Raw genomic sequence first — 14,690 nt, 5'->3', positions numbered from 1 at the left:
AGATGGCAAGTATTTGCCGAGTGAGTCTGAGTCAAAAAGGGGAGGATTTGACCCGAAGAAAACCACTCCGCAGGTTAATGATGTGCCTTCATTTGGGGATGCGCCGCGGTTGAATAAGGCTCCGAAGGGGGATGTGCCTGTGGATTTGGTGAAGCTTCCGAAGCCGAGTGATGATATTTGGGCACCGACTTTTATTCAGATTAAAGAGCCTCAGTTTAAAGAGGTTTTTGGTAGTAGTGGTTCTGATTGGCTTTCAGGCGGGAGTGGGAATGATGATTTAGCTAATAATCCGTCTGGTGGTTCTGGTGGTGGTGGTTCACCAAATCAGGACAAAATGCAGAAATTTCTTCGCGAATTTCGTAGAGTAATGGCACGGGGAAAACAGGCTGTCATAGATTTTCTCAAAGGATTCATTTACCACGCTCTCATAAATGGTGTCGGTATCCTTAAGGATGTAGCTGACCTATTGTACCCACCAGGGGCAAAATCCCATGCTGAAATTGAGGCATATTACCGGAATAATCTGAGTTTTCAGGTTGGAAGAGCCGTTGCCAACGGATTAAATTTTCTAGCAGGAATACTAGGAATTTTGTTAATCGGACTGACTATTGGAGGTAGTGGTGGCAGTGCTTTAATAGCAGCGCCCGCACAGGCAGCAGCATTGATAGCGGCTGGCAATATGACGGCAGCTAGTGCCAGAGATATTCTCAGTCTTGTAGGTCAAGTCCTTCAGATGACTTCTGGGAACAGCGATGGTTCTCCTTCTGTTCCAAACCCAGACAGAACGACACCTTCTCTAAAGCCAGATCCCAACAGACAGCGTAGTGGCTCGAAAACAAAAACACCAGCAAAATCTACTGCAGAGAACATCCGAGGGATAGCGCGAGAAAATGAATCTGCTGAGATATTATCTAAAGCGGGCTACAATGTGGAGCAAAATTCGATAGTTAGTGGTTCAAGAAATCCGGATTACAAAATCGAAGCCAGAATTTTTGACTGCTACGCGCCAACTACCTCAAGCCCCAGTAGGATTATAGCAACATTGAAACAAAAAGTTGTAAGCGGTCAATCTGACAGGTTTATACTTAATCTGGATGATACTCAAGTTTCACTTGCAGATATACAGGCGAATCTTACGCAATATCCCCAAACAGAGATCGAAGAGATAATTATTGTAAGAGGTGGAACCATACTCGATTTTTTCCCATAAAACCATAGATTGTAGGAGATAAAATGTCGGCAGAGTATCAGTTGTATTTGGCAACTATCATCGAACCGTTACAGGCTTTACAGATGGTGTCTCAAGGATTTGAATTAGAGTGGGTTGATGAACCTAATGGGCCCTGTTTATTTGGTTCAGGAATGTTAGTAGGATCGAATCATGGGATAGAATTTAAATCTATTATTGAAGAAGAGTTTGGATTTGTACCGAATATAACTATTTGGTTCAGACTCAATTGGGATGCAGATTTTGAAAAAGCCGATCGGATTACGATCCGAGTAACCATAGAATTGCTGCGCCAGAGTTCAGAAGATGCAGTGCTGCTCAACGGTGACAGTACAGTGCTTCAGAGGCTGGGAGGAAAGCTGTTACTAAATGATGCCTTTAACCCTTGGATTACAGATTTACTTCCTGAAGTGACACTGCCCTATGAAATCTGCAATCTTCCATCTTTGTAATGTGCAATGAATGTTCGCTGTCTCTGATTGTCGATAGTTTGACCTGACTCGGGAGCTCGCACACCGGGTACAACTTCCTTTGAGTCGAGAACCCGTTTTTAGCTGATTTTCTGGTTCGGGCGTGAGGGCTGATTAAACAAACGGGATTTCGAACTTTCGTATGACGGGCGTGAGGGCTGATTAAACAAACGGGATTTCGAACAAGCGGGTAGAACTTCCTTTGAGTCGAGAGCCCGTTTTTAAGTGATTTTCTGTTTCCCGGGAGCGGGATATCGAACTTTTGTATGACGCTTCGATTCCCATATAAATCAAAAATTGAGTGATTTTTAATACAATTGCGGACTCAACACTCGCTCGAACTCCTCAATTTTCGATGGGGATCTAAAATTCACCTAAAGTTCGACGCCCGATCGCAAAACCCTTCCTAAGATAGAAGTTAGGGGACGATCGACCTAAAAGCCGATATAGGGGCAAAGAAAGGTCAAGCACCTAAAAATCCCCAACTAGCGAGCCGCAAGACAGGGAGGAGATCGAAATCATGGTAAACGCGCCGACAGGGGAAACCCGTCTGGGTCCGACCGAGCAGGTACAAGCCTTAGACCGCGATTGCACAACCCTACTAAAGCCTGCTACAATGTGGAGCAAAATCCGATAGTTAGTGGTTCAAGAAATCCGGACTACAAAATCGAAGGCAGAGTGTTTGATTGCTACGCGCCAACTACTTCAACTCCGGCTAAGATGATCTCAAGATTGAAAGAAAAAAATTTTCAGGAGCAAGCCGACAGGTTTGTACTTAATCTTGATGATACTCAAGCGTCACTTGCACATATACAGGCGCAACTTAATCGATATCCCTCACCAAAGCTCCAAGAGATAATTGTTGTAAGAGGTGGAATAATCCTCCATTTTTTCCCATAAAAGCATAGAGCGTAGAAAAAAAAATGGCTATAGATTATCTGTTCTATATAGCAACTATACTAGAACCATTCCAAGCTTTAGATATGGTATCTAAAGGATTTGAGTTAGAGTGGGCTTCTGAACCTTATGGACATTGTTTATTTGGTTCAGGAATGTTAGTAGGGGCCGATCATGCGCTCGATGTTCGTCAATCTCTTATTGAGGAAGAATTTGGATTTGTCCCGGATATATGTATTTGGTTTCGAATTAATTCGAACGCAGATCGTGAAAAAGCCGATCGGATTATGATCCAAGTAACCGTTGAGTTGCTGCGCCAGATATCTGAAGATGCAGTGCTGCTATTCAACGGTGAAAGTATAGTGCTTCAGAGGCTGGGAGGAAATCTGTTACTAAATGACGCATTTAACCCTTGGATTACAGAATTACTTCCTGAAGTGACACTGCCCTATGAAATCCGCAATCTTCCATCTTCGTAATGTGCAGTTTTGTGCGCGAGAATCATTGTCCATAGTTTGACCTGACTCGGGCGATCGTACACCGGGCACAACTTCCTTTGAGTCGATAGACTTTACAAGCGAGTCTTTTGTGCGATCGAATGATTGTTGATAGTTTTATACCCCTCGGGCGATCGCACACAGGATACAATTTCCTTTCAGTCGATCAACTTTGCAGGAGAGCAATTTTGTGCAATCCAATTATTATCGATAGTTTCACAAGGAAGGGCGATCGTACACCGGCTACAATTTGCTTTGAGTCGATCGACTTTACAAGCGAGTAGTTTTGTGCGATCGAATAATTGTCGATAGTTTGACCTTTCAGGGCGATCGCACACCGGGTACAACTTCCTTTGAGTCGATCGCCCGTTTTTAGGTAATTTTTATATTTCGGGCGATCGGGCGATCGAACTTTTGTCTGACGAACGATCGATCAAGTGTTTTTGAGTTGCGGGCGATTCCCTTCGGGATAGCTTCGCTTCACGACTGTTTTTAATTACGGGAGCGCCTGTGCAATACTGTGTAAAAATATGCGGATTTCATTTGACCTTGATGACACTCTAATTTGCGATCGGAGGTACGTCCCGTGCGAACAAAATCGAGTGCCGTTTTTTTTCAAACCTTGGATTAACGAACCATTGCGACTAGGGACGCGCGAATTAATCCAGGAATTGCAACAGTGCGGTCATGAAATATCGATTTATACAACTTCTTACCGTTCTCCTTGTTATATACGTTTGTGGCTGCTTTGCTATGGCATTAAGGTAACAGAGGTCATCAATCAAAATATCCATAATACATATCTGCGTCGCCATCCGGGCGATTCAGTACCCAGTAAAAATCCACGTGCGTTTGGTATTGACCTGCATGTGGATGATTCTGAAGGAGTTAAATTGGAAGGCAAAAAATATGGTTTTAAAGTAGTTGTGGTTGCTCCCGATGACCGCAGTTGGAATCTTGCAGTTTTAGAAGCAATTTGACGTTGGCAAAAAACTTAATTACAAGATTAACCTCTGCAGACGATCTACTCTGCGGGCGATCGCACTTTCCTTTCATGCACGCCGTCTATCGGGCGATCGCTCTTATGCTCTAATCTTTGTGTAATATGCCTGCTGGGGGCGCTCAGCAGTCCTGTGAAAGTGCGATCGACACGATAATAATTATGGCAACAATTCTGCGGGCGATCAACTTTACGGACGATCGCTCTTATGCTCTAATTTTTGTGTAATATGCTCTGAGGGGCGATACGCAGTTCTGTGAAAGTGCGATCGACACGATAATAATTATGGCAACAACTCTGCGGGATCTCGACTTTACGGGCGATCGCTCCTATGCTCTGATTTTTGTGTAATATGCTCTGAGGGGCGATCGATACGCAGTCCTGTGAAAGTGCGATCGACACGATAATAATTATGGAAACAACTCTGCGGGATCTCGACTTTACGGGCGATCGCACTTTCATATAGAGTCTATTTGACATCTTTTACGGGCTTGTGGTAACTTCACTATAAAAGCACAATCCAGCAACCATGTCTTAATGATGATTCTGGTTTGATTGAGATGTTGAGTAAAAACATCGATTATTTCAAGTTTAAACCTGCGAACATTCCTCAGATTACGATACTACGCTTACCCTGGCTATCAGCCAGAACATCTCACAGAAGATTTTAAAAAAATGGCTCCACAAGTTATGACAACAATCAAGTTTGCTCTCTCGAAAAAAACATCTAAACAAGACAAATAAGTAGAGGAAAAATCCGGCTTTGTACGGGTGAGAGCAAGGTGGGGAAGAGAACGGTCAAATGCTTGGGTGGAAAGATGTAAAATTTGAGTCAAAAATGTTGAGAGAACTTTAGATAACGCGACTGTCAAGCTCAAGCTTTGTTTGATTCTACTGATGCTTAAAAGGCTTGCACCCTCTTGTTAGAATTCAAATGGGTTCTATACAGGATATAAATCATCAACCTGTCTGTATAAAAATCTAGGATAATAAAGAGTTTCAAAGTCAATAAATGACTAGACTTAAATAGATAATTGTTCCATCTTTGTAATAGGCGTATCATGTCCAAAATCATCTCTGTTCACTCTTACCGGGGCGGCACTGGCAAATCAAACACGACTGCAAACCTGGCATCTATTATCGCTCGCGACGGAAATCGGGTCGGTATTGTAGACACAGATATTCAATCGCCGGGGATTCACGTACTGTTCGGTTTCAGCGAGAGCAACATGGATCGCTCCCTGAACGATTACCTGTGGGGCCGATGTCCGATCGCCGAAACGGCCTACAATGTCAGTGAGTTGATACCAAATTTAGCCAAGAACGGCAACCTCTTCCTGATTCCTTCGAGCATTAAAGCAGGGGAAATAGCGCGAGTTTTGCGCGAAGGCTACGACGTAGGACTGCTTACCGACGGCTTTCAAGAACTGATAGACGTTCTGAATTTAGACTACCTATTTATCGACACGCACCCCGGGCTCAACGAAGAAACCCTGCTCAGCATCACCATTTCCGACATTTTGCTGCTGATTCTGCGTCCGGATCAGCAAGATTTTCAGGGAACGGCTGTTACGGTAGATGTGGCTCGGAAATTAGAAGTACCAAAGATTTTGATGACTATCAACAAAGCCCCAGAATCTCTGGATTTTGAGGATTTGAAGCAGCAAGTAGAGAGTATTTACAACATCCCAGTTGCAGGGGTGCTGCCCCACAGCGACCAGATGATGCTGCTAGCGAGTAAGGGGGTGTTTGCGCTCCAATTCCCTAATGACCCTTTGACACAGGTGGTGGAAGGGATTGCCAAACAGATTGTAGGATAATTGGTGTGGCGAGGGTCGATCGGCCCGGATGCCATAGTTTCGAGTTCCATGCTTGCGAAACGATGTCCCCGATTGCGCCGGCGAGTGCCGGGGAGAAACTTTCACGCGGGACAATATTTGCTTGAAGAGTAAGGAGAATGGCGACAAAATGAGATACAAATAGATTATGAGAATTTTGTTAAAAAACTTGAGGAGGAACACTCATGGAATTTGATTGGCGCATACTAATAGTATTGATGCCCGTCTTGTTGGCAGGCGGCTGGGCTGCTTACAACGTCGGCGCTATAGCTCTCAAACAAGCGCAGAAATTTTTGAACAAGCAAACTTAAACTCAGCATTTTCACCCGTAATTTCGCAGCCGACTGTTTCTTGAGATACAAAAACAGTCGGTCTCTTTGTGCCTTGGCTTAACAAGAGCGATGGCTGATGCGATTGGCTGCGGGCGATTGGCGAAGGATATCGTGTCCGGTAGATTGACATATCTCAGATTGGATCGCGCGTGCGTCAGTCAGAGTCTGCATAACAGCGGACTCTGACTGACACACGCGCGAACTCTTTTTGTGATGGTAATCTACTGGACATGATATGACTTACTGGATTGCGATCGTGGTTTGGAGCAGGGGTAAGGCAGTTGCCTCATGTTTGGGAATTAGTTTGATTTTTGACCTGAAGGGCAATTTACGACTCTAGAGAGAGTCTGTGCAGGTCAAACAACAGTTATATTCAGGACTTGTGCAGAAACCGGGTGCGATCGGACAAAAATACAGTCCCGGACGCACCCACACACCTAGAAGCCGGGTTTTTTTACTCGTTCTGTGGGTGAGTGCGAATGAGGCGCATAGAAAAAACCCTGTTTCGACGCACCCGTGCGTAAGTGCTCAAATAGTTAGTAGCAAGCGCTACCGGATCAGAGAAACCAATTGTCTATATTAGACGAATCCCATAATTCTTGTGGAGCGGGCGCATAGAGCCTGCTCTTTAGAGGTTGTTTGGAATTGGTCTATGGGGGCCAAGGCGTAAGTGAAGAGCTTGATGTTTTCGGCTGTACTCAGCAGTTGTGATGAGATGGCCATACAAATATTTAGCAAGTACGTTCCGGCAAAAAATATGAGACAATCGCCAAAGTATTTGCGCTGAAAATCGCCCTAAAAACTGCGAAGTTTAACCAATAGGGAATATCTGTCAAATTGTCAACGTTTAACTCCTATATCTAAGGATAGATTATGCTTTTTCCCCGATCGAGCGGCATTTTACTCCACCCAACATCCTTTCCCAGCCGATTCGGCATTGGGGACATGGGCATAGAAGCATATAAGTTTATTGACTTTTTAGTGGAAAGCGACCAGCAATACTGGCAGATATTGCCGCTGGGCCCTACTGGTTACGGCAATTCTCCTTATTCGTGCTATTCAGCAATGGCAGGAAATCCGATGATGCTGAGCCCGGAAATTCTGCGGGATGAGCAATTGCTGTCCGATGAAGATTTAGATAGTTTGCCGGAATTTGGGCTGGATAATGTAGAATTCGATCGGGCGATCGCGCACAAAATACCTCTGCTCAAAAAAGCCTGCGAAAACTTCAAAGCGAAAGCATCGTCGGTGCAGCAAAAAGAATTTTCGGGTTTTTGCCAAACCAAAGCGTTTTGGCTGGAAGATTATGCCTTATTTATGGCACTAAAAGACAGCTTCAACGGAGCTAGCTGGCACACTTGGGAACCAGAAATTGCTCGACGCAAACCGGAGGCGCTAGACAAGTGGCGCTCTCAGCTAAATACTGAGATTTATTACTACAAATACGTCCAGTTCGAGTTTTTCCGCCAGTGGACAGAGTTGAAACGCTATGCGAACCTGCGCGACATTAAAATTATTGGCGACATTCCGATTTATGTAGCTCACGACAGCGCGGATGTGTGGTCGAATCCCAACTTATTCTGTTTGGATGAAGCAAGCGGAGAACCAGCTTTAATGGCGGGTGTTCCCCCGGATTACTTTAGCGCCACAGGTCAATTGTGGGGCAATCCGGTCTACAATTGGGAGGCGCTGCAAGCAAATAATTTTGAGTGGTGGGTGCAGCGTTTTGAAGCGCTTTTCGATTATGTAGATGTGAGCAGGATCGACCACTTCCGAGGATTTGACGCTTACTGGGCGGTGAAGCGCGGGCAGGATACTGCGATGGAGGGAGAGTGGATTAAGGCGCCGGGAACGGCTTTGTTTGAGGTAATTAATGAAAAGTTTGGGAACTTGCCGATTATTGCTGAAGATTTGGGGGTAATTACTCCTGAAGTAGAGGCTTTGCGCGATCGGTTCGAGTTTCCGGGTATGAAGATTTTGCAGTTTGCTTTCGGCGCGGGCACTGAAGATCCTTTTTGGCCTTTTAATTACGATCGCAACTGCGTAGTGTACACCGGCACCCACGACAACGACACGACTGTCGGCTGGTTCAATCAACTCCAACAGTACGAAAAAGATGAGGTTTTTCGTTATTTGGGCTGTATCGATCCCCAAGGAATTCACTGGTCTTTAATTCGCATGGGTTGGACTTCTGTTGCTAATTTGGCAGTTGTGCCGTTTCAAGATTTGTTGGGTTTGGCTACTGACGCGCGGATGAATTTTCCGGGGAAAGCAGACGGAAATTGGGGCTGGCGGTATCGGCGCGAAGCTTTGAATTGGGAGGTGCGCGATCGGCTAAAAAACATGACTTACATCACCGGGCGCACTCCTAATAAAAATTGAAGAAAAATGGGTAATTGGTAATTGGCAATCTGCTAGTGTCCGGTCAATTATATCAATTCCGGTTGCACTCATACATGATGTTAACGGTTAACGGTTAACCGTTAACGCCTGAATTTACTATTCCGATGCTATCGGAAACGATATTACCCCTAACAAAAATGGTTCGTAGTGCGTCCTAGCTTCCGCTTTCAAGTTACGGAAGCTAGGACGCACTACGAACCTAATTAAGAGCGAGTGCGGTTAATCGATCGCGGATGATAGGAGTCAATAAAGAAGGAGATGTCACTAAAACTTATCGACGGCTAGTTATTAACTATTTCCGATTGCCTTTTTCCGATTAACCTTGATTTTTGGAATCGGCTGAAGGCTTGAGTTCGTCTGCTTTAAAAATAAGTTGTTTGGCGACTCCGGGGTTTCCGATTAGTTCTGGTTGTCCGTTATTAACAGCAATCATTACCCCGCCGGCGTTACCAGCTACAATTACCAATTTGCGATCGGCTTCCCAGGTTTGTACAGTCCCGGTCGGCAAAATTCCCTCAAATTCTGTTTTGCCATCGACTTCAATCTGCATCCAGGAATCTGCCTTAAAAGTGAGGCTAACCATCACTGGTTTGTTGCTAGATTTATTGGGATTTTGACCGGTTCTTGCTGCTTCGACAGCCTCATAACTATTGGGTTTCTGTTTTTTTGAGGCGCTCGATGCTGAGGCTGCTAAACGAGCTTGTTCTTGCTTCCCGAGGGCTAGTTCTTCGGCTGTGGCATCTTTTTTGCCTGTCGTAGAATTGCCCATCAAGTGAGATAAGCCGTTGACTGAACAGATAATTAGAAATGTGTAAAAGATGTAGAGGTGCATCGGGCGCAATTGAGGCCCATCTTGCCAGGATAGCTTGGTGCTCGATCGCGCTGGCGGTTCAATCGGGAAAAAGTCCGCAAACTGATTGGCGTCCAAACCCATTGCTTCGGCGTAGCGCTTGATCAAACCTTGAGTGTAGACCGGTTCGGGGAGTTGGTCGAGTTGACCTTCCTCGATGGCTTGCAGGAGATTCCGGCGAATCATTGTTACCACGGCTACTTTGTCCAAAGAAATCGAATGCTGTTCGCGGCACTGCCGGAGTTGAGCTCCTATTTCCGCTAGCTTATTTTGAGGTGGTTCGGGCTCTTGGGGGTGCAGTTTCTGCTTAGTTGTTTTGAAGAATAAAAACAATAAATTCTTTGTCATATGCTGTGCTCCTCGAGATTTGCTGGCACGCTTATTGATGTTAGGTTGACTAGATTCCATAAAAAAATAATTTCTGCATCTTCTAGGGGGCGGTAGCAGCCCGGTGGCAATATTGGCGAACCTGGCTGCTGCAATAGAATCGGGCCAATGGCTGTGCGGTGCAGGCGTACCACGGGATATCCCAACTGCTCGGCAATACGTCGAATCTGTCGGTTTCTCCCTTCTGATAGAATGATTTCTAACAGAGTTTGGTCTCCGGCGCGATCGAGAATTCTCACTTTTGCGGGCAAAGTCTTTCTACCGGACAGAATGATGCCCTGACGCCACGCTTGCAGTACGGTTTCCGGGGGATCGCCCCGTACCCAAACCTGATAAGTTTTGGCGATCGAGTGACGCGGATGGGTCAAACAAAATGTCAGCTTACCATTATTGGTGAGCAAGAGAGCGCCTGTGGAATCTGCATCTAAGCGTCCTACGGGGTGGATGCCTTGACCATAGCGCAATTTTGGTGGTAATAAGTCGAGAACTTTCGATCGGGCTCTGGGATCGCGGCAAGTAGAAACTACGCCTGCTGGTTTGTTGAGCAACAGATAGACACAAGCGGGTCGATCCGTTGGTTTTACCGGCACTCCATCGACTTCAATCAAATCGCGATCGGGATTTGCTTTTTGTCCTAAGCCAGCAATATTGCCATTAACTCGGACTCGTCCAGCGACAATCATCTGTTCTGCCAGACGGCGAGAGGCAATGCCCCACTGGGCGAGAATTTTTTGCAGCCTTTCATCAGACATGACGGGAGTGTGGGAACCGCCAACACAGGAGCGTTGGGGGATGAAATACAATAGGGTTAATGGATTTAACCTTACTACCAATGTTGAATTCCTAGTCGGAATAAATTTTTATGGTGGGCAATCCTTACATGGCGTTGCGCCCGGTGTAGATTGTCCCGATAAGATAACCCTGAATCTTTTTTTGCAAAAACTACGAGGGAAAGACTCGTGGCAAGCTATCGCCCCGCCGTTAGTTTGCTGTTAATTTGAGAGGTGTGGGTCTGACTAGACCATAATCAACACTACCATAAATCCCGTACATCCGGTTAAATTTATACGCTCGATCGCCAAATTTGCCTTGGGATCGCACAAACTGGGTTTGTGAGGCTGGATGCGAGTCCCAGTTAAAGTTCTGTGCTTGAATATTAAGGCTTATATTTTTTAATGGTTTATGACTGTCGATCGCAACTCACTTCAATTTGACAATCAATCTGGCGCTGCTAGCTCTGATGGGACTGCTAATCTCGCCGAGCGACAAGGAACATCACCGCCTGGTAGAGGCAGCCGGATCGCGAGTTCGGTGCTGTCTCCGGCGGTGCAGTTGTGGCTGCGATCGCAAGTTCAGCACGTTGACGAGTTGAAGGTGAAAATTGAGGGGAGCGATCGACAAATCTTCAGCGGTGCGATCCCCAAAGTAACGGCGGCCGCCAGCGGTGCTGTGTATAAAGGATTACATCTGACAGAAGTTGCTATAGAGGGCTGTGGCATTCGCATCAACCTCGGTCAAGCTCTCAAAGGCAAGCCCCTGCGCCTGCTCGAATCCGTTCCCGTCACGGGCGTTTTGAGGCTCGCTCAAACCGATTTGAATTCGTCGCTCAAAGCACCTTTACTGGCTGATGCTTTGAGCGAATTTTTGCTGCCAATGTTACCGCTGACAGATAGCGAAAAATCTCTGAAATTGCAAGATTCTCAGATAAAAATTGAGGCGGGGAAGTTGACACTTTCGGCGACAATTTTGCGCGCTGGCGGTAGCAAAATTCCTTTGGTATTGCGGACTGGTTTGCGGATTGTCAGCGGTAGCGAATTGATGTTTGAAGCACCAGAAATAGAAATCGATGGAGAATTAAAGAGTAGTGATTTCAATGATTTTAAAATTGATTTCGGACAGGAAGTTGCAATTGATGAGTTGATTTTGAGTCCGGGGGAGATGGTTTGTCGGGGTGGAATTAGAGTTTTGCCTTAGTTAGTTGATTGTTAACTGTTAACTGTTAACTGTTAACTGTTGACTGTTAACTGTTGACTGTTGACTGTTGACTGTTGACTTTAACCTGATTCCTCGGCAGAGCCTGGAATACATACCCCAATCCCCAATCCCCAATGCCCTGCGCGGGCCAATGCCCTGCGCGGGCCAATGCCCTGCGCGGGCCAATTCCCAATTCCCTGCGCGGGCCAATTCCCAATTCCCTGCGCGGGCCAATTCCCAATCCCCAATTCCCTGCGCGGGCCAATTCCCAATTCCCTGCGCGGGCCAATTCCCAATTACCGATTAATTAAAAAAGAGTCGATCGCGGGTAAGAGCAAAATCACAAAATAGTAGACTAAGGGCGCGGTAAAAACATAACTGTCAGTGCGATCGAGAATGCCGCCGTGACCGGGGATCAATTGTCCCGAATCCTTAACCCCCGCGTCTCGCTTCATCATCGACTCAGTTAAATCTCCCAACAAACTAGCAACACCAATCAACAAACCAAAAACAGCCCCAGTATAGGGCCACCCAGGCCATTGTAAATACCAAGACCCGGCGACGGCCACGGCGATGCTGCCGCAAACACCAAATACAGCACCTTCAACGGTTTTTTTGGGGCTGATGTGGGAGAGGCTAGTGCGGCCGAAGAATTTGCCGACAAAATAAGCCCCAATGTCAGCGGCCCAGATGCAGAAAAAAGCCAGCATCAGCGAAGTCAATCCTAAAGATAGGTTGCTGTGACTTGTCCAAGACAGGGACGGGTGAATGTTAACGGGCGCATTGCTGGCTACTGTTTGCGAAAATTGGGTTGTAGCAATATTTGCCTGGTCGAAACCGACTCGCAGCCGTACCCAGTAGCTAGGTAAATAACCGCCGTAGAACAATCCTAAAATTGAGGTAGCAATATCGGCGATCGTAGATAATTTAGGTTGGAATAACAGGTAAAAACAGATTAAGGTTCCGGCGAGGGGAAACATCGCGTCTACGAGTTGGGGGGCCAGGGCCGCAGTAATTAGCAGGCCTTGACTGACAGCTAAGGTAGTTTTGGCAGCAGGTGCAATGCCTTTAGCCCTGGCTAACTGAAAATATTCCAATTGACCGAGGTAGACGATGACTCCAAAACCGAGGGTGAAGTACCATCCCCCCATAATAATCATTCCCAAAGCTAGGGCGATCGCAACTATTCCACTAAAAATACGGGACCAAGGCATAAAATGAATTTCTCATAGCAGATGGTAAATCGGTCGATTTTGGATTTGAGATTTGAGATTTGAGATTTACAATGGCAGATAAATCTGGGACATTGAACCACAGTCCAAATTTAGGTGAGCGACGATTGTACGTGCCCCGGTATCCGTCTTTGGGCTGTGATTCGATGCAAAAATGCAAAAATGCTGCGATGCAAGAATTGTTAAGGTACGGCTTCCTCCCTTGCACGGGCAACCCCCATCCCCAATCAATCTTCCAAAATCTCAACTCTGGCGGTCAATCCAACTATGGTCGCCCTTATTCTTAGTATGAACGTTAAGCGAACTTAAAAAAGGTTAAGAATTACATTTAGGAATGGGAATGGGGCATCGGGAATGGGGCATCGGGAATGGGGAATGGGGCATTGGGCATTGGGTATGTATTCCAGGCTCTGCCGAGGAACCAGGTCAACAGTTAACAGTCAACAGTCAACAGTCCACAGTCCACAGTCAACAGTCCACAGTCCACAGTCCACAGTCAACTGACTTCTAATCCAGCTTTTCGCCACTGAGAATGAAAATGGGATTGACAGCGGCAAAGGTTTGACTCAGGCCGCGAGTTTCCAAACGGTTGACGGCGGACTGGACTACCTCGATGTTGCGGACTTGCAACTCGGCGAAGCTTTCGGAAAGGGCGTAAAGATTTTCTAAATTCGATGCTGTGGCGACAACTCGACCGCGGGGCTGCAAGTACCGCCAGACTTCCTTGAGAATCATTTTAATGGGGCGACCTCCTTCGATGCAGACTCGGTGGGGGGGTTGGGGCAGATTTTCGAGGCATTCCGGGGCACTGCCTTCTATGACTTCTACGTTGTCGAGCTCGAATCGATCGCAATTTCTGCGAATTAAGCTGGCTACTTCTTCGTCCCTTTCGACAGCGATAATCCGACCTTTGGGACAAAGCAAACCTGTTTCTACAGCAATTGTACCAGTACCTGCACCAATGTCCCACACTACTGAATCTGCTTGCAGTCGCAGGTAGGAGAGTAACAGCAGTCGGACTTCTCGCTTACTCATGGGAATTCCCGGCAAACGTTCAAATAAGTCATCGGGAATACCTGGAGTGACGTAGGGCCAAAGCATAGTTTGATTTTAAATAGAAGGAAGAAGTCATCAGTCATCAGTCATCAGTCATTAGTCATTAGTCATCAGTCATCAGTCATGTTTTGCTGTCGCCTCCGAGCTTTCGGTACAACGTCATCAGGAAGAGGTCCGAGGTCCGAGGGAAGAAGTCCGAGGTCCGAGGGAAGATTTTTCCCATTTCCTACTATCCCTCATTTCCCACTATCCCCCAACCGTTAATATTCACTCTCGCACAACTTTGAGGGTTTGGAGGTCTCTATCGCTGCAACCTGTGATTTTTCCGCCTGCTGCAAGGATTTGCTGCAGGTAGTCAACGGCTGCTGGGGTAATGATTTCACCGGGCATCAAAACTGGTATTCCTGGGGGATAGGGACAGATGAGTTCGGCGCACAGGCGATCGACTGCTTTGTCTGCGGGTACTGTTTCGACTGGGAAAAAGAATGCCTCGCGGGGGGAGAGGAGAGGGGGAGAGGGGGAGAGG

At 46.4% G+C, this 14,690-nt stretch carries 16 protein-coding genes and 1 pseudogene; 11 read left to right on the top strand and 6 right to left on the bottom strand.

All coding sequences use genetic code 11. The annotated features are described in order from the left end of the window. The 9 genes from AACV78_RS08765 to malQ form a co-directional block, all read left to right on the top strand. Positions 1-1,210, top strand: a 1,210-nt coding sequence (locus AACV78_RS08765; protein WP_228042661.1) for a CdiA C-terminal domain-containing protein, incomplete at its 5' end; no start/stop codon positions are given. A gap of 23 nt (positions 1,211-1,233) precedes the next feature. Then, positions 1,234-1,680 (top strand): SitI3 family protein, encoded by a 447-nt coding sequence (locus AACV78_RS08760; RefSeq protein WP_194012234.1) that lies wholly within the window; start codon positions 1,234-1,236, stop codon positions 1,678-1,680. Positions 1,681-2,316: 636 nt separating this feature from the next. Further along, positions 2,317-2,598: a CdiA C-terminal domain-containing protein gene (locus AACV78_RS28695; protein WP_368666976.1), complete on the top strand. Its 282-nt coding sequence runs from the start codon at positions 2,317-2,319 to the stop codon at positions 2,596-2,598. A gap of 23 nt (positions 2,599-2,621) precedes the next feature. After that, complete coding sequence (locus AACV78_RS08755) at positions 2,622-3,074, top strand: SitI3 family protein (protein ID WP_194012232.1); 453 nt, start codon at positions 2,622-2,624, stop codon at positions 3,072-3,074. A 620-nt stretch (positions 3,075-3,694) separates the two neighbouring features. Further along, the gene (locus AACV78_RS08750; protein WP_339383536.1) at positions 3,695-4,072 is read left to right on the top strand and encodes a hypothetical protein; all 378 of its coding nucleotides are present in this window, start codon (positions 3,695-3,697) and stop codon (positions 4,070-4,072) included. A 125-nt stretch (positions 4,073-4,197) separates the two neighbouring features. Further along, complete coding sequence (locus AACV78_RS08745) at positions 4,198-4,320, top strand: hypothetical protein (RefSeq protein WP_255513027.1); 123 nt, start codon at positions 4,198-4,200, stop codon at positions 4,318-4,320. Between the two features lie 833 nt (positions 4,321-5,153). Next, entirely contained in the window at positions 5,154-5,912 is a 759-nt protein-coding gene (locus AACV78_RS08740; protein WP_194012230.1) for a MinD/ParA family ATP-binding protein, read from the top strand. Positions 5,913-6,115: 203 nt separating this feature from the next. Further along, positions 6,116-6,241 carry a photosystem II protein Y gene (locus tag AACV78_RS08735; protein WP_194012229.1) on the top strand — a complete coding sequence of 42 codons (126 nt, stop codon included), beginning with the start codon at positions 6,116-6,118 and terminating at the stop codon, positions 6,239-6,241. A gap of 894 nt (positions 6,242-7,135) precedes the next feature. After that, positions 7,136-8,644, top strand: a complete 1,509-nt coding sequence (gene malQ, locus AACV78_RS08730; protein WP_194012228.1) for a 4-alpha-glucanotransferase — start codon at positions 7,136-7,138, stop codon at positions 8,642-8,644. Between the two features lie 337 nt (positions 8,645-8,981). Here the strand turns inward: malQ and AACV78_RS08725 are convergent, their stop codons facing one another. Both AACV78_RS08725 and AACV78_RS08720 read right to left on the bottom strand, forming a co-directional pair. Next, positions 8,982-9,863: a helix-turn-helix domain-containing protein gene (locus AACV78_RS08725; protein WP_194012227.1), complete on the bottom strand. Its 882-nt coding sequence runs from the start codon at positions 9,861-9,863 to the stop codon at positions 8,982-8,984. Beyond that, a complete protein-coding gene (locus AACV78_RS08720; protein ID WP_194012237.1) occupies positions 9,860-10,654 on the bottom strand; it encodes a pseudouridine synthase in 795 nt (264 codons plus the stop codon). Before AACV78_RS08720 ends, AACV78_RS08725 begins: the two co-directional genes overlap by 4 nt. Positions 10,655-11,084: 430 nt before the next feature. Here AACV78_RS08720 and AACV78_RS08715 point away from each other — a divergent pair, with 430 nt between their 5' ends. Beyond that, positions 11,085-11,876 carry an LmeA family phospholipid-binding protein gene (locus AACV78_RS08715; protein WP_194012226.1) on the top strand — a complete coding sequence of 264 codons (792 nt, stop codon included), beginning with the start codon at positions 11,085-11,087 and terminating at the stop codon, positions 11,874-11,876. A 46-nt stretch (positions 11,877-11,922) separates the two neighbouring features. Here the strand turns inward: AACV78_RS08715 and AACV78_RS08710 are convergent, their stop codons facing one another. Continuing rightward, positions 11,923-12,165, bottom strand: coding sequence for a hypothetical protein (locus tag AACV78_RS08710; protein WP_194012225.1), 243 nt, complete (start codon positions 12,163-12,165; stop codon positions 11,923-11,925). A 7-nt stretch (positions 12,166-12,172) separates the two neighbouring features. Continuing rightward, positions 12,173-13,090, bottom strand: coding sequence for a phosphatidate cytidylyltransferase (locus AACV78_RS08705; RefSeq protein ID WP_194012224.1), 918 nt, complete (start codon positions 13,088-13,090; stop codon positions 12,173-12,175). Between the two features lie 71 nt (positions 13,091-13,161). Here AACV78_RS08705 and AACV78_RS08700 point away from each other — a divergent pair, with 71 nt between their 5' ends. After that, positions 13,162-13,395, top strand: a complete 234-nt coding sequence (locus tag AACV78_RS08700; RefSeq protein ID WP_194012223.1) for a hypothetical protein — start codon at positions 13,162-13,164, stop codon at positions 13,393-13,395. Between the two features lie 220 nt (positions 13,396-13,615). Here the strand turns inward: AACV78_RS08700 and cbiT are convergent, their stop codons facing one another. Beyond that, positions 13,616-14,209, bottom strand: a complete 594-nt coding sequence (gene cbiT, locus AACV78_RS08695; RefSeq protein WP_194012222.1) for a precorrin-6Y C5,15-methyltransferase subunit CbiT — start codon at positions 14,207-14,209, stop codon at positions 13,616-13,618. Between the two features lie 222 nt (positions 14,210-14,431). After that, a pseudogene (locus AACV78_RS08690) lies at positions 14,432-14,690 on the bottom strand (aminotransferase class I/II-fold pyridoxal phosphate-dependent enzyme); the annotation flags it as partial.

It is taken from the genome of Tychonema sp. LEGE 07196, assembly GCF_963890365.1.
Classification (GTDB): Bacteria; Cyanobacteriota; Cyanobacteriia; order Cyanobacteriales; family Microcoleaceae; genus Microcoleus.
The sequence above is the reverse complement of the archived record's forward strand: the minus strand, read 5'-3'. Positions and strand labels throughout refer to the sequence as shown.

Coding starts and splice junctions, on each gene's coding strand:
- AACV78_RS08760 (WP_194012234.1), top strand. CDS start 1,234: ATGTCGGCAGAGTATCAGTTGTATTTGGCAACTATCATCGAACCGTTA.
- AACV78_RS08755 (WP_194012232.1), top strand. CDS start 2,622: ATGGCTATAGATTATCTGTTCTATATAGCAACTATACTAGAACCATTC.
- AACV78_RS08745 (WP_255513027.1), top strand. CDS start 4,198: ATGCCTGCTGGGGGCGCTCAGCAGTCCTGTGAAAGTGCGATCGACACG.
- AACV78_RS08740 (WP_194012230.1), top strand. CDS start 5,154: ATGTCCAAAATCATCTCTGTTCACTCTTACCGGGGCGGCACTGGCAAA.
- AACV78_RS08735 (WP_194012229.1), top strand. CDS start 6,116: ATGGAATTTGATTGGCGCATACTAATAGTATTGATGCCCGTCTTGTTG.
- malQ (WP_194012228.1), top strand. CDS start 7,136: ATGCTTTTTCCCCGATCGAGCGGCATTTTACTCCACCCAACATCCTTT.
- AACV78_RS08725 (WP_194012227.1), bottom strand. CDS start 9,863: ATGACAAAGAATTTATTGTTTTTATTCTTCAAAACAACTAAGCAGAAA.
- AACV78_RS08720 (WP_194012237.1), bottom strand. CDS start 10,654: ATGTCTGATGAAAGGCTGCAAAAAATTCTCGCCCAGTGGGGCATTGCC.
- AACV78_RS08715 (WP_194012226.1), top strand. CDS start 11,085: ATGACTGTCGATCGCAACTCACTTCAATTTGACAATCAATCTGGCGCT.
- AACV78_RS08705 (WP_194012224.1), bottom strand. CDS start 13,090: ATGCCTTGGTCCCGTATTTTTAGTGGAATAGTTGCGATCGCCCTAGCT.
- AACV78_RS08700 (WP_194012223.1), top strand. CDS start 13,162: ATGGCAGATAAATCTGGGACATTGAACCACAGTCCAAATTTAGGTGAG.
- cbiT (WP_194012222.1), bottom strand. CDS start 14,209: ATGCTTTGGCCCTACGTCACTCCAGGTATTCCCGATGACTTATTTGAA.